This window comes from Dactylosporangium sp. NPDC000555, from assembly GCF_040300025.1.
Lineage (GTDB): Bacteria > Actinomycetota > Actinomycetes > Mycobacteriales > Micromonosporaceae > Dactylosporangium.
Genome location: NZ_JBEPDB010000003.1, coordinates 157,912 through 171,191 on the forward strand (window position 1 = coordinate 157,912; position 13,280 = coordinate 171,191).

Genomic DNA, 13,280 nt, shown 5'->3' on the forward strand with positions numbered 1-13,280 from the left:
CGGGCCCGCCGTTCCGCGGCGCGGCCGCGGCCCTTCACGGCGGCGCCCGATGCGCACGTTCGGCCCGGGCCAGCCAGCCGGCGCACAGCAGACCGGGCCGGCCGTCGGCGCGGTACGGCACGCCGGCGACGAACGGCGGCTGCCAGTCCGCGGTCGAGCCCTCCACGCGCCGCCCGTCCGGGTGCCGCCAATACAGCGGCCTGCGCATGTCCTGGTGGCACCAGAACGGCTGCCCGGACGCGGCCAGGTCGAACAGCGCGTCCTCCATGAACTGGTCGGCCCGCTCGGGCGAGCCCTTCCGGAACGCGCAGTCACCGCACATCCGCGGCTGCCGTTCGATGTCCGCCGGCTCCCGCGGCGGCCGCGGCGGCTGCTGCTCGAGCGCGAACACCGGCACCCAGCAGGTGCACCGGTCGGGCCCGCCGAGGTCGTTGCCGATGCAGCAGCCGACCGGCCAGTCGGCCTCGTCGGGGTGCTGCTCGGCCCAGGTCCGCGCCGGGTAGGAGCCGCAGTGGTCAGCGTTCGCGAGGGACGACGCGATCTTGTTGATCGTGTCGGGGACGTCGACGCCGGCGGCGTTGGCCTGGTCGATGAGCAGCTGCACGGCGTACCGCTCGAAGGCGCTCACCGCGCACGCTCCTCGCGCCGCTCCCACGAGGCGCACGCCGGCCACCAGCCGCGGCAATCCGTTCCCGGGCCGCGGGTGACCCGCGGCAGCCCGGTCGGGCCGGGCAGCATGCACTTCGGGAAGCCGCGCACCGCACCGCTCTCACGGTGTCTGCAGCTGCCGCAGCGCAGGCCCTTCACGGTCCGGTCCGTTGCGTCGGCGGGCGCCTTCGGGTGCAGCGGGATCGAGGTCTTCAGCGTGACGGCGAGCGGGTGCTGGCCGTGGCGCATAGCCTCGTCCTGCCGGTTGCGGCGGCGGGCGTCACCGGACAGCTTGGGCCGCTCGGGCGCCGGTTCGACGTCGAAGAGGGCCACCTCCGCGGTCACGTGCGCGGCGTCAGCGGCCTGGCCGCCGATCTGGCGCTGCAGCTCACCCACGGTCGGCCTCCTCGATCTGCTGGTGCGCCGGGCAGACACCCGAGGGCGTCACGTCCGTGGACCCGCACGGCTCCAGGCCGGACTCCGGCAGCACCGGGCAGGCGGCCGGGCCGTCCGGGTGCTCGTCGGCGGCGATCGCCCGGACGCCGGCGAGCATGTCCTCGGCGAGGCGCCGCGCGGTCGGGGCGGTCGCCACGGAGTACTCAAGGCAGCTATCGCCGCGGCTCGGCCAGTGCACAGACGGGTTCGGCCGGCACAACCAGTGCCGCCACCGGTCCTCGTAGTTGTCGGTGCCGTGCTCCGGGCCTCGGGTGCGGCACAGGTCGAGGAGCCGGCTGCGCTTGTCCCAGTCCAGGTCATAGATCCCGTCCAGGAGCCGCTCGACCGGGGTGACCGAGTGTGTGTTCCAGCCGCGTCCGTCCGACTGCACCGTGTGGTGCACGAACTGCCGCTGCCCGACCAGATCCGTCAGCACGTGCAGCGGTTCGTCGGCGTGCACCGCATCGCCGGGGGTTACGACGGGCGGGATGCCGCCGGTCTGCTTGCCGGCTGCGGTGATGTCGAGCAGCACCGTCCCGTCGAACCCGACGCCGTACAGGTGCAGCGGGCCGCGCCACCGGTCGACGGTGATGCAGGCCAGCACCGCGGCGTCGGGGGCCGCGACGATCCGGCGAGCCCAGTCGACCGCGGCCAGGCGCAGCGCCAACTGCGACGGGCGGACCTCCGCGAGCCGCTCAGCCCGCGAGCAGCCGTCGCAGAGCCGCCGGTCATGCCAGATCCCGATCGGGTGCTCGCTGGTCGAGCCGCAGCGGGCGCAGGTGCGCGCCGCAGTCCACCGTGCCAGCGTCTTCCCGGTCAGCTCCGGCAGCGCCACGGCCGCGGCGACCTCGTACAGCGGCGCGTGCTTGTTGCCGTGGTAGAACAGCGTCCCGGCTGGCTCCTGGCTGTCGGCCGGCCGTCGGCGCATCCGCTTGAGCATCGTCTGCGTGGCCAGGTGGTCGGGGATCTCACCGACCCGATACAGCGGTCGGCCGTCCGGGCAGTGGGTACGTCGACGGTCCTGGTTCACGGAAGCTCCCTGGGAACGACGAGGACGTGGACGGGCAGGAGCAGGCTGTGGCAGGCCGGGCACTTGCCGTCTTGGAGGCGCCGCTGCTCGCAGCGGCGGCAGTACCAGGCGGGATACATGTCGACGGCCTGGGTGACGACCAGGCGGATCGCGGCCGTGAGTTCGGGGCTCGGCTGGCCGGTCGTCTTCGCCGGCGGACGCTTCCGCCCGGGCGCCGGTGCCGCGGCGCGCTGCCGCGCCCGGGCGGCCATCCGCGAAGCGGCGGCGGCCGCCGTGGCCGGCGCGGCCGGCGCCGGTTCGGGGGCGGTGGTGACGGCCGCTGCCCCAGTTGCGGCCGTCACCACCTGGTCCGCGTCGTCGCCGTCGCGCGAACCGGTGTCCGGGCGCGGGTCGTGACGCGGAGACTTGGCACCTACGGCGCTGTCGGGGGCGCTTCCGGCGGCGGGCTCGGCCGGCTGTGCTTCACCGGCGTCGGCCGGCCCGCCGGCGGGGGCAGCCAGTTCGGGTACGTCCGCGGGCGGCGTGGCAGGGGCATCGGCGTCCTCCGGCTCGGCGGGTGGCAGCGGCTCCTCGATGAGCCGCTTCGGGACGTCAGTTGGCGCCGCCCACTGCGGCGCTGGGCCGTGGCGGTGCTCGCGCAGCTGCACCGGTGTGGCCGCCGCGACGGTCGCCCGGTGCAGCACCGGCGGCCGGTGCTTGCAGCTGGTGTCGCAGACGGTGTGGAAGTCCTGGCAGCCGCAGTGCATGCAGCGCAGCCGGCCGTCGTCGCCGATGTGCTGGCCGCGGCGCGCGCCGCAGCCGCACAGCTCCGCCTGGTCGACGGGCTGCAGCGTCGCCGCGGCCGCGGCGGCGTGCTCGTCGAGCTCGAAGCGTTGGCACTTGCCGTGGACGCGGCAGCCGCCGTACACGCCAGCGCCGAGCAGCCGGTGACCCGACCGCGGGCAGCGGCACGTGCACGGCGCTTCCAGGTCGACGACGGCGGCGAGGCCGGGCTTGGTCGCGGTCATCGCCGGGCCCCTCGGAACAGGTGGGCCATCGCGTCGTCGTCGGTGAGGACGGTCATCTGCGGCGCGGGCCCGGTCCGGACGATCTCCGCGACGGCGCGCATCGCTTCCCGCCACGCCGGCGTGGCGTTGCGGCTCGGCACGCCGGGAGTCAGGCGGAGTACGAGCCGCACATCGTCGTGGATCTGCCGGATCGCCGCGATCTGCTCATCGGTGAGGGAGCGGATCTCGACGTCGGCGCTGTGCGGGTCCGGGTCCCAGCCGACGAGGAGGACCGGGCCCATGTACGGGCGGGCGTGTGCGCCGAGCGACGCCAGGACGCACGACCCGACAAGGTTCCGGGCGTAGCGGGAGCCGGGAAGCGCGCTGCAGTCGTTGACGTAGCCGGCGACGGTGACGTGTTCGGGCCCGTACACCGCGGCGGCGTTGGGCAGAGAGACCCGATCCCAGCCCTCGGGGCCGACGTCGCGGCGGGCGACATCCCACCGGGGCGCGGTGCGGAGCCGGATCGGGCCGTCCTCGTCGATCACCAGGTACTTCACGCCGCACCACCCGGCGTCGCGTCGACCGGCGCCGCGCCCGGGCCGAAACGGTCCCGGACAACCTGCCCGAACTCCCCGTGGACCCGGGTGGGGTTATCGAGCAGCGGCCCGGTCGTGAACACGGTCGTGTGCGGGACGGGAACGACCTGGTACGGGATCGGCGAGGTCACCGCAGGGTCGTCCTCGGCCTTGGCCTGGGCGGCGGCCTGGTCAACGGTGACCCCAGCGGAGCACAGCGCGGTGTACCGGGCGTGGAGCCGCCAGTACGCCCGCCGTTCGTCGGCCAGCTGCCGCTGGAACCGGCCGAGTTGGCGGCCTGCGGCCCGGCTGTAGCCGCGGTCGACCGCGACCAGCGCGACGATGGATAGGGTGGTCAGGATGAACGCGACGCCGACGGCGTCCCAGTGGCTGCTCATGGGCTGGTCCTTCGTGCCTTGATCTGGGGGCAGAGGTTGCAGCCGACGGCGCGGAGCTTCAGCGCCTCGGTGACGGTGGTGGCCTCGACAGAGCCGGCCCACGGGCAGTAGGGCCGGCCCGTCACGTCGGGGTCGGGCAGGTGGAGCACAACGGTCGTGACCCGCCGCCTGGTGTGGGAGGCGATCAGCGCGGTGTCGTCTGGCGCCATCAGAGGTGGCCCTTGTAGGCGAGGGCGGCGATGAACGCGATGAGGCCGAGAACGGCCGCAGCGACGGCGATGCGGAGATCGTTGCGGGGCGAGCGCGGGTCACGGACGTCCATCAGGCGCCGGCCAACTGCCTGGCGAGCTGATCCCAATCGACGAGTGCGGTTTCGCTGCCGGGCCGGACCGCGGCGTCTGTCGCGGCGACGAACGCGGCGAGCTCCTCACGGTCGAAGAGGAGCATGAGGGTGTCGTCGCCGGGTGCGAGGTTGATGGCGACCCGCCCGTTGCCGACGGGCGTGACGTGGACGTCGCCGTAGCCGGCGGCCTCCGAGAGGCCATCACGGACGACGTCGCGACTGATCAGCCACGTGTTCGTCCCGTCGGTGACGGCGATGGCGAGCTGCAGGGCATACGGGTCCATGCGCGGCGCGTAGGACACCTCGACGACGGCCGGCCCGCGGCAGGTGGAGGTCCAGTAGGCCTCGGCGGCCAGGAGATCGCTGGTCACGGCTGCTCCGGCGCGGGTTCGAGCTTGCTCGCACCGTCCTCGATGTGGAGGTCCTCGCAGTCCTCGCAGTTACAGCCGCCGACCGGCAGATCGTCCTTGCTCGCACCGTCCTCGATGTGGAAGACCGAGATCACGAAACCGCCGGACTTCGTCCCGACCCGCACCCGCCAGTGGCGGCCGTCCGAGGCCATGGATTCCTGCGGGTCGACACCGAACGCCTCCGCAAAGCGCAGGAGCGACGCGACGTCCGGCATGATCGCGCCGATTTCGACGTACGGCAGCAGGCCCGGGTTCGCCTCGAGAATGTCCGCCAGCTCACGCAGCGCCTCGGGGATGGTGGGCTCCTCCGGCGTCGGAGACTCCGTCGCCGCGGCGGCCGGGGCCGGTCCGGGCGTCCAGCCCTTGCGGTACGCCAGGCGCATCGGGCCGTGGGCGTCGAGGATGGTCCCCGCATCCCACTCGCTGTTCCGCACGGCGTCCACATGCGCCAGTGCCGGACCGTCGATCTCGGGGTGGCTACGCGCGAACCACTGCTCGCCGCGGGCGTCCTCCCAGATGTCGCCGGGCTGCGGCGGCCACTCCCTCGGCGCCACGCGGGTCACGGTCAGGCCCGGGTGGTCCAGCGGCATGACGAGCTGGCCGCCGTCCTCGGGCAGCGCGCACGTCAGGTGCCGCTCGTCGAACCGGACCACCGGCACCGCACGGAACTCCAGATTGACCAGCTCGCCGACCTCGTACCGGGCCGTCACCGTTCCACCGCCGTATCGGCCGGGATGCGCACGTGGATCGCCCGGTACGCCTCCCGGTGCCGGACGCCCTGCCCCCGGACCGCGACCACCGCGCAGCTCGACCACGCCTCACGGGTCGCGACCTCGCAGGCCGGGTCGGTGCAGTCCTTGCGCCAGTCGACCGTCAGCCACTCCACGTCGGCCTGGCCGGCCACGAGGGTGTCGACCAGGACGAGCCAGCCGGGCTGGACCACGTTCCAGCGGGACTCGACCGTGGCCGTGTACCGGCCGACCGGGCGGCCCGCCAGCGCGGCGAGCACGTCCGGCGTCGGCATCAGCAGCTCGGCGCCGCACTCGTCCGCCTGGCCCTTCGCGTGCTGGATCAACCGGGCCAGCAGCAGCGGGGCGCGCAGCTTCGACCAGTCGGTGTCGACGACCCCGACGGCGGCCTTGGCCCCCTCGCGGAGCACCACCGCCACGCGCGCCCCGGCGAGCAGCTGACGGCCGACGCGCTGCATGTACTCGGGCTCCTCGGCGGTGCGCTCGGCGTCGGCCGCCTCGCGCAGCTCGGGCGTGAGCACCTCCAGGCCGACCGTGCGCTGCTCCGGAGCCGCCCGGTCCTCGACCGAAGAGGGCTGCATCCGCGAGTGCCGAATGATGGCGTCGACGTCTGCCTCGATCTCGGCCGAATTGATCGGTACCGTCTTCACGCCGTCACCTGCCCAGCGCGCTGCGCGGCCGCGCGGATGTCCGCGACGAGCTGCTCAGCCTTGATCGAGCCGCAGACCTGGCAGTGCGGGTCGCCGCTCGAGTAGAACCGCACCTCGGGGTGGCCTGCTGCGACGCAGTCGGCCTTCTCCGCTTCGCGCTTCGCGGCGTACTCCGCAGCCCACTGGACGGACTGGTGCGTCCGGACGTGGGCGTCCGCGTTGAGGGACTCGTAGGGCCCGTCACCATGGCCCTTGTAGATCAGGTCCCAGTCGAGCTGGGCCAGGATGGAGCTGCGCGAGTCTCCGCCGGGCGAGCGCATCTCCTCCCAGAAGTTCGCGAGGTTCTTCTGGTCGTTGATCAGCTCGTACCACTCGGGGTCGTCGCGCATGATGCTGAGGGCCTCCGCCTGGTCGGCGGCGTCCGGCACCCAGACCACGTACTCCTTGTGCACGGTGACGATGACCGGGTACTGGTGGTCCGGCTCGGGCAGCCCGAGGTCGTCGGCTGCGTAGGTGGGTTCGCGCAGGGGCACGTTCATGCAGCACCTTCCGTGGACTTGGTCGGGTGGAGGGAGCGGTCGGCGTCGCCGCCCAGTTCGCGGAGCGTGTTCTCGATGCGGTTGACGAGGGCGAACGCCGGGCCGGCCGCACCGGCGTAGCCGCCGTTGTGGAGCCGGGTCAGCTCGTCGCGGAGGTCCTGCACGTCGTCGAGCGGGGTGCGCGGTGGGGCCATCTCGACGGTCACGGAGCGCTCGCGGTCCAGCAGGGCGCCGAGGTCGAAGAGCCGACCATCGTCGGGGTCCTGCCAACACGGCATCTGGATGCCCTCGACCTTGATCCGGGGGTAACGGGTGCGGGACTCGGCGCCGATCAGCGCGACGGCGCCCTCCGGCACCTCGGACAGCGACAGCACGATCGGGGCGCCGGAGTCGTGTCGTTGAGCCTCGGCGGCCTGCAGCGACTCCGCCACCTCCACCAGCAGGTGCACGGCGTTGCCGATCCAAATCGGCTCGGCGTCCGGACTGGCGTACCCGGCGTTGACCAGCTCGCCCTTGATCGCCTCAAGGCGGTTGTGGTGCTCGTCGCGGCTCTTGCGGGCGAGGTCGCGCTGGTCGCGCGCCTCGTCCCGCTCGATGGTCAGCTTGTTGACGGCAGCGAGGAAGCCGGTGGCGTCGGCGGCGGCGCGCAAGCGCTGCACCTCGGCCTCGATCCGGTCGTACAGCCGCCGGGCCTTGCCGTCGTGGTGGTCGTCGGCCTCCTCGTCGCGCTGGGCGGCCGCGACGCCGGACTCGTGGCCCCCGTGGCCGTACTGGCGCACCAGGTCGAGCACGTCGACCTGCTCGGGCTCGCGCACGGCGGTCACCTTGAGCGGGCCGTGGTCCTCGAGCAGTCGCACGTCGGAGTAGCGGGCGTAGGAACCAGCGTCCTGCTCCCAGACCTCCCGGCTTCCATCGTTCGGGAAGACGGTCCAGAGGCCCTCGCGAGTTCGGCCCCAAGGATCTCCGGACCGATCTTCCACCTGGATCACGCTGGCCGGGATCGGCGCCCTGGCGATGACGTCGCCGACGACTTCGCCGATCTTGGCCAGCGACTCGTGCGCGGCGCGGGCCTGGTCGCCGATGGCGTTCTGCAGCTCACCCACGGTGGGCCTCCATCGCCTCGGCGAGGTCGTCGACGGTGACATCGGCGGCCTGGGTCTCCAGCCAGCCGAGCCAGGTGCGGTCGCCGGTGTGGTGGCGGCCGCGGCGGGCGACGGCCCGCCGGGTGTGCATCGGCCGCCACCGCTGGGCGCCGATCCCGGCGTGCCGCGGTCCGGTACGCGCGGTGGTGTCGTCGACCTGGTCGACGTGGCCGGCGGCGTGCGTGGGCTGGCGCGGCGCGGCCGGGAGCTCGACGGTGGGCGCGTCCTCGGCCCGGGCCGGCCAGCGGCGCAGCGCGGCCGCGGCGATCAGCGCGGCGGCGAGCAGCCCGGCCGGCGTCGACAGCAGGAACACGAGCAGCTTGTGTGCGGCGATCCAGTGCAGCATCACCGGTCACCACCCACGATGAACTCGCGGTACATGATGTTGTCGAACTCCGCGCGGATCTGCTCCACCGGCACGCCGGAGGTCGGGCACGGCCGGTACGCCCGGGCGTCGGCGGCCCGCATGTCGGCGTCGGCCCACCGCTGCTCGAGCGCCCGGCGAGCCCGGTCGCGCTGAGCGCGGACGCGGAGCAGCCGCTTGCGGGCCGTCCGGGCGAACACGAGCAGCAGCACCAGGTAGACGGCGCACAGCACGCCGCCGAACACGACGGCCTCGCTGTGCGCGTGCCAGAAGGACGTCAGGCAACCCTTGAGCGTGAGCGAGCCGACGAGCAGCGCGGCCCCGACTGCGGCCAGGTAGCACAGGGCTCGGATCTGCCGGCGCGTCATCGCGTCACGACCTGGTCGGCCGGGCACGGGTCAGGCTGGTCCAGCACTGCGGCGGTGGCCGGCCACGTCGTGAAGCCGCTCTTGGCCCTCCAGCGGTCGATGTACTCGCCGGTGAACGGCGCGTCGAAGCCGATCTGCACGTGCCAGCCGAGCAGCGTGCCACGCAGGTAGCCCGACCAGCATTCCGGCGTGGTATTGAGCGGGTGCGGCTGCCCGTGTTCACGCTGATCACGCAGGCGGAGTGCCTTCGCCAGTGCGTGGGCATCGGCCGCCGAATCGCAGTCGAATCTGACATCGAGGCTCCCGCGCTCATCGTCGATGCGGATCGCCTTGGGTGCGGGCGCGTCGAGGACGGCGACGAGGATCTGGCGCAGCAGCCGCTGCCGGGTCGCGGGCGCCCTCATGCCGACACCTGCTCGGACTCGTCGACGGGCACGGTGCACCACACCTCGAAGTGCATCCCGTCGAGAACGCCGGTGACCTCGTACTTCCGCCAGTGGCCCGGGCCGACCAGGATCGTCGGGTCCAGCACCGGCGTGGCGCCGAGCAGCAGGCCCCAGTCGTCGACGTCGGCGGTGCAGCCGGAGCCGTACTGCAGCCTGGCGTGATTGGTCGTGCCGTACGGGAGCGTGACACCCCAGGGCCGGCGCACGCCGTCGATGTCGATCGCGCGGGCGATGGTCTGGAAGAGCAGCACGGCGTGGTGGTCAGCGGTGACCTGCGGGTCGGTGGTCGTGGCCTGCTCGTCGAGCGTCGGGCTCATGCCGCCTCACCTGCCGGGATGCGCACCATCACGGTCCAGCCCGCGGGGCAGTGGGCCTCACCGTCCGGGTAGGCGGCGGACTTGAGGATCGTGCAGTCGGTCTTGCCCGGGTCCGGGCAGCGCTCGCACACCCGGAAGCCGGCCCGCCACTCCGACTCGACGACGCGGTGCCCGCAGCGGCCGGCGATGTACCCGGGCACCGGACCGGTGCCGGGGTCGAAGGGCTCGGCGTGGTCGTCGTCGCACTCCAGCACGGCCGTGATCGGGTGCCAGTCGTGTTCGTTGCTGGCGTCGAGCAGGAGCCAGCCGACGTCGACCTGGTCGGCGCGTAGCTCCAGCGCCGCCGTGTAGTGGCCGGCGCCGGCGCGGCACCGCTTAAGCAGCTGCACCGCGGCGCCGACGGTGCCCGACGGCATCTCGGCGAGGAGCGCGATCAGGTGCCGCTCGGTGGCGTCGAGCTGGATGCCGCCGAGCGGGGCGAGCAGCGCGTCGTGGCTGACCTGGCGCTGCTTGCGGCCGGCGGTGAAATAGTCGGGGAAGTCAGGTACCTTGTCGTGCATCGGAGCTATCCCTCCGGTCAAGGCCTCGCGGGCGTGACAGCGCTCGGCGAGGCCTGCGTGTTTGGGTCTGCGGACCGCTCAGGCGCCAAGGCGGTCGAGGTATGCCTGCAGGTCGCCGACGTCGCTCATGAGCTCGCGGCCTGGGCGTTCTCGGTCTCCGCCTCGTGTTGCGCGTTCTCGGTCTCCGCCGTGTGTCGCTTGAGCCTGCGGCCGTATGCCTCGAGCGACTCGGTGTCGACGAGGCGACGCCGGCCGTGGTGGACGGACTCCAGTTCGCCAGCGTCGAGCAGGCGGTAGATCTCGCGCGGGACGAGGCGGCCAAGGTAGATGCCGGCGTCCTTCACCGACACGTACATCGGCTTGAGCGGCTCGACCTTTGTCTCACGAACGGGACTGTCGAGGACTGGAGTCTCACGCATGGGACGACTATGACACAGTCCCGTGCATGAGACGACTCATACTTTCGGTTAGTGTCGCTCATTGCAGGAGTCACCTAGATTTGTGTCTATGCACACGCTGTCACGCGCAGTCAAACCAGTTGGTGCGCATGGGCCGCCGTCGCGCGTGTGGGATTCATCCTGTGCGCAGGACGGCAGTCCTGAAAACAGGACCTACTGTGACGCCATGCCGTCCACTTCCCCGGACGTTCGCCGGGCTGCCTTCTCGCGGTTCGTGCGGCGCCTTGTCGACGGCGCGCGGCAGAACCGGGGCTGGTCGGTCACGGACATCGCCGAGGAGACGAAGAAGCGGGCGGCCGGCGGAGAGGGCCGGGTCGCCGTGAGCCGATCGACCCTCTTTCGCTGGCTCGATGGCGACTGGAAAGAGTCTCCGTCTGCGGATGCCGTCGAGGCGTTCTGCGACGTCCTCGACGTGCCCGTGCTCGCAGCTTTTGCCATCCTTTGGCCCGGCAAGACGGGCCGCGCCCAGGTGCCGGAGCCCGTACAGCCGGATCCCGACTTCGAGGTGATACTGCGCAATCTTCAGGATCCGAACGTGTCTGAGCAGGAGAAATACCTGATCAGGGAAACGATTCGGAACCTGGCGTCGCGGTCCGCCGGCCGCAGGTCCACCGGGAGCTGACCGAATCGCCAGATGCACTCAGCGTGATCTAGCCGATCGGTTGAGTGATTGACTGCATCTGACTGGACTACCGTGGCGCGACGACTCCCAATGTCGGGGCAGGACAAGGGATTCGTGCATGTCGCTACGCCCGATTTCCATGTGTGAAAGGGAAACCGCACATGTCGAAGGCGAAAAACCGCCTGCCCGCAACCGAACCGATCCGCGCAAGTCGCACAAGCCTCGTATTCACAACCCTCGCCGCAACCGTCGCGGCCCTGAGCTGGCCACTCATCATCAGCCTCGCCGTCAGCACACACACCGAAGCTGATGACACCCTCGTCCTCACGCTGGCCGCATTCGCCACCACGCTCTCGCTGGGCACCCTGGCCTTCGCGATCCGGTACCTGATGCGCGATGCCCGCCGGCACGACCTCGAGAACCTCCATCAGCAGCGCAAGCACGAAGCTGAGACGCTCTACGCCGAACTCCAGCGCCTCGGCGACGCAATCGCCGCACGGGCAAACGACACGACCACCGAGCTCGACGCCCGCCTGGTCGCCATCATCGCCCAGAACGCCGCCGCGCACGCCCAGCTCGCCGCCATGGCCGAGCAGATCTCCGCCAAGCTCGACGTCATGTACTGGGGGACCTACACCCACGCAGCACACGACCTCGGCTACGCGGTCGCCGGCGAGGGCAAGGTGATCGACTTCCGCGGTCGCCGCGGCGAGCAGGCCACCATGCGCCTGCGCGGCGGCGACGGCGCCTGATGGCCAGCCGTGGCCGGAACCCCAAGGGGCGCTACAAGATCTCCGAGGGCAAGGACGGCAAGTGGCACGCATGGCCGCGGGTCGGCACGAAGCCTGACGGGTCACCAAAACGCGTTCACATCCAGCGCGACACCGCCGAGGAAGTCGCGGTCGCCATGGACGAGGTGCTTGCCCGCGCGAAGGCGGCCGGCGGCGCCCCGCTGAAGAAGATCGAGACGGTCTCCCAGTGGCTCGACCACTACCTCGAATACATCGTGCGCCCCAGGCGGCCGCAGAGCACCTGGAAGGCGTATCGGTCGCTGCTCAACAACTGGGCGAAGCCGTACATCGGCAAGCGCCGCCTGGCCGGCACCCGCAATGTGCTGGAGCCGGAACATCTCGACGAGCTGTACAACGCCATGCGCAAGCGCGGAGGGCGCACGGGCAACGGGATGAAGCCGGCGAGCATCGTGAAGCTGCACAACGTCCTCAGCAAGGCCCTCGACGTCGCCATGCGGTACGGCCGGGCGACCCGCAACGTCTGCGACCTGGTCGAGAAGCCCACCGCGCGGAAGACCAAGCCGCAGGGGTACTCGCTCGAGCACGGCCAGGCGCTGCTGCGCGAAGCGTCGAAGGACCGGCTGAAGGCGCTGTGGTACTTGCGGCTGCTGCTGGGGCCACGGCAGGGCGAGGCACTCGGCGTGCGCTGGACGCACATGGACCTCGTGGCCATGGACGCCGACGGCAATCCGAAGCCCCGCATCGACCTCCAGAAGCAGTGGGGACGTGGGACCTGGCAGCACGGGTGCGACGACCCAGTTGCGTGCGCGGCGCCGCGCTGCCGGACGAAGGTGTGCGGTCCGCAGTGGGTCCACGGATGCGACGACGTCACCGTGTGCAAGATCAATCCGCGGTGGTGCCCGCGCCGGCGGCAGCGGGCGACTTGCCGCATGCACAAACGGCCGTGCCCGCAGCCGTGCCCGCCGGGGTGCGTCAAGCACGCGATGCACTGTCCGAAGCGGCGTGATGGAGGGTTGCTCGAGTCCGATCTGAAGACGGAGGGCTCAGCCCGACCGCTGGCGCTGCCACCCGTCCTCGCCGACGCGCTGGTGGAATGGCGTGCTGTTCAGCAGCGCGAGTTCGAGGACCTCAGCCTGGAGTGGTCGCCCGAGGCCCATGCGTTCACCCGCCCCGACGGCAGGCCGATTGACCCCAGGCGAGATCACGACGAGTGGAAGGATCTTGGTCGGCGCGCCGGCCTGCCGCTGAAGCACCTCCACATCGCGCGCCACACCGCGGCGACGCTGCTGATCGCCATGGGGGCGGACATCTCGGTGGTGCAGGACCTCCTGGGGCACGCCGACATCCGGACCACGCGTGGCTACGTCGGGCCGGCCGAGGACCTCCAACGGGAGGCGGTCAAGAAGTTGGCCGAGGCGATGTTCACCAACGAGGCGTTCCTGATGCTGGCACGGCAGGCCGCGACACCGAGGGCCGGATGATCTT

The 13,280-nt window shown here is 71.7% G+C and carries 21 protein-coding genes; 3 read left to right on the forward strand and 18 right to left on the reverse strand.

The window, feature by feature from the left end:
• Positions 1-34: 34 nt before the first annotated feature.
• The 18 genes from ABT297_RS04190 to ABT297_RS04275 form a co-directional block, all read right to left on the reverse strand.
• Positions 35-628: a hypothetical protein gene (locus tag ABT297_RS04190; RefSeq protein ID WP_350544463.1), complete on the reverse strand. Its 594-nt coding sequence runs from the start codon at positions 626-628 to the stop codon at positions 35-37.
• Positions 625-1,044 (reverse strand): hypothetical protein, encoded by a 420-nt coding sequence (locus ABT297_RS04195; protein ID WP_350544465.1) that lies wholly within the window; start codon positions 1,042-1,044, stop codon positions 625-627. Before ABT297_RS04195 ends, ABT297_RS04190 begins: the two co-directional genes overlap by 4 nt.
• A complete protein-coding gene (locus ABT297_RS04200; protein WP_350544467.1) occupies positions 1,037-2,113 on the reverse strand; it encodes a hypothetical protein in 1,077 nt (358 codons plus the stop codon). Before ABT297_RS04200 ends, ABT297_RS04195 begins: the two co-directional genes overlap by 8 nt.
• Positions 2,110-3,120: a hypothetical protein gene (locus ABT297_RS04205; protein WP_350544470.1), complete on the reverse strand. Its 1,011-nt coding sequence runs from the start codon at positions 3,118-3,120 to the stop codon at positions 2,110-2,112. Before ABT297_RS04205 ends, ABT297_RS04200 begins: the two co-directional genes overlap by 4 nt.
• Positions 3,117-3,659, reverse strand: coding sequence for a hypothetical protein (locus tag ABT297_RS04210; protein ID WP_350544473.1), 543 nt, complete (start codon positions 3,657-3,659; stop codon positions 3,117-3,119). Before ABT297_RS04210 ends, ABT297_RS04205 begins: the two co-directional genes overlap by 4 nt.
• On the reverse strand, positions 3,656-4,075 hold the full coding sequence (locus ABT297_RS04215) for a hypothetical protein (protein ID WP_350544476.1): 420 nt from the start codon (positions 4,073-4,075) through the stop codon (positions 3,656-3,658). The genes ABT297_RS04210 and ABT297_RS04215 overlap by 4 nt, the downstream gene beginning before the upstream one ends.
• Complete coding sequence (locus tag ABT297_RS04220) at positions 4,072-4,284, reverse strand: hypothetical protein (protein WP_350544479.1); 213 nt, start codon at positions 4,282-4,284, stop codon at positions 4,072-4,074. The genes ABT297_RS04215 and ABT297_RS04220 overlap by 4 nt, the downstream gene beginning before the upstream one ends.
• Before the next feature lie 112 nt (positions 4,285-4,396).
• The gene (locus ABT297_RS04225) at positions 4,397-4,789 is read right to left on the reverse strand and encodes an SsgA family sporulation/cell division regulator (protein ID WP_350544482.1); all 393 of its coding nucleotides are present in this window, start codon (positions 4,787-4,789) and stop codon (positions 4,397-4,399) included.
• Entirely contained in the window at positions 4,786-5,538 is a 753-nt protein-coding gene (locus tag ABT297_RS04230; protein WP_350544484.1) for a hypothetical protein, read from the reverse strand. Before ABT297_RS04230 ends, ABT297_RS04225 begins: the two co-directional genes overlap by 4 nt.
• Complete coding sequence (locus ABT297_RS04235) at positions 5,535-6,227, reverse strand: hypothetical protein (RefSeq protein ID WP_350544487.1); 693 nt, start codon at positions 6,225-6,227, stop codon at positions 5,535-5,537. The genes ABT297_RS04230 and ABT297_RS04235 overlap by 4 nt, the downstream gene beginning before the upstream one ends.
• Positions 6,224-6,766 carry a hypothetical protein gene (locus ABT297_RS04240; protein ID WP_350544489.1) on the reverse strand — a complete coding sequence of 181 codons (543 nt, stop codon included), beginning with the start codon at positions 6,764-6,766 and terminating at the stop codon, positions 6,224-6,226. Before ABT297_RS04240 ends, ABT297_RS04235 begins: the two co-directional genes overlap by 4 nt.
• Positions 6,763-7,869, reverse strand: coding sequence for a hypothetical protein (locus ABT297_RS04245; RefSeq protein WP_350544491.1), 1,107 nt, complete (start codon positions 7,867-7,869; stop codon positions 6,763-6,765). The genes ABT297_RS04240 and ABT297_RS04245 overlap by 4 nt, the downstream gene beginning before the upstream one ends.
• Entirely contained in the window at positions 7,862-8,254 is a 393-nt protein-coding gene (locus ABT297_RS04250; protein WP_350544493.1) for a hypothetical protein, read from the reverse strand. Before ABT297_RS04250 ends, ABT297_RS04245 begins: the two co-directional genes overlap by 8 nt.
• A complete protein-coding gene (locus ABT297_RS04255) occupies positions 8,254-8,640 on the reverse strand; it encodes a hypothetical protein (protein ID WP_350544496.1) in 387 nt (128 codons plus the stop codon). Before ABT297_RS04255 ends, ABT297_RS04250 begins: the two co-directional genes overlap by 1 nt.
• Positions 8,637-9,044: a hypothetical protein gene (locus tag ABT297_RS04260; protein ID WP_350544499.1), complete on the reverse strand. Its 408-nt coding sequence runs from the start codon at positions 9,042-9,044 to the stop codon at positions 8,637-8,639. The genes ABT297_RS04255 and ABT297_RS04260 overlap by 4 nt, the downstream gene beginning before the upstream one ends.
• Positions 9,041-9,403, reverse strand: coding sequence for a hypothetical protein (locus ABT297_RS04265; protein ID WP_350544502.1), 363 nt, complete (start codon positions 9,401-9,403; stop codon positions 9,041-9,043). Before ABT297_RS04265 ends, ABT297_RS04260 begins: the two co-directional genes overlap by 4 nt.
• Positions 9,400-9,963 (reverse strand): hypothetical protein, encoded by a 564-nt coding sequence (locus tag ABT297_RS04270; protein WP_350544505.1) that lies wholly within the window; start codon positions 9,961-9,963, stop codon positions 9,400-9,402. The genes ABT297_RS04265 and ABT297_RS04270 overlap by 4 nt, the downstream gene beginning before the upstream one ends.
• A 125-nt stretch (positions 9,964-10,088) precedes the next feature.
• The gene (locus ABT297_RS04275) at positions 10,089-10,382 is read right to left on the reverse strand and encodes a helix-turn-helix domain-containing protein (protein ID WP_350544508.1); all 294 of its coding nucleotides are present in this window, start codon (positions 10,380-10,382) and stop codon (positions 10,089-10,091) included.
• A 205-nt stretch (positions 10,383-10,587) separates the two neighbouring features.
• Here ABT297_RS04275 and ABT297_RS04280 point away from each other — a divergent pair, with 205 nt between their 5' ends.
• From ABT297_RS04280 to ABT297_RS04290, 3 genes are all read left to right on the forward strand, one after another.
• The gene (locus tag ABT297_RS04280) at positions 10,588-11,043 is read left to right on the forward strand and encodes a helix-turn-helix domain-containing protein (RefSeq protein ID WP_350544510.1); all 456 of its coding nucleotides are present in this window, start codon (positions 10,588-10,590) and stop codon (positions 11,041-11,043) included.
• 161 nt (positions 11,044-11,204) lie between these two features.
• Positions 11,205-11,795, forward strand: coding sequence for a hypothetical protein (locus tag ABT297_RS04285; protein WP_350544512.1), 591 nt, complete (start codon positions 11,205-11,207; stop codon positions 11,793-11,795).
• Positions 11,795-13,276: a tyrosine-type recombinase/integrase gene (locus tag ABT297_RS04290; RefSeq protein ID WP_350544514.1), complete on the forward strand. Its 1,482-nt coding sequence runs from the start codon at positions 11,795-11,797 to the stop codon at positions 13,274-13,276. The genes ABT297_RS04285 and ABT297_RS04290 overlap by 1 nt, the downstream gene beginning before the upstream one ends.
• Positions 13,277-13,280: the final 4 nt, after the last annotated feature.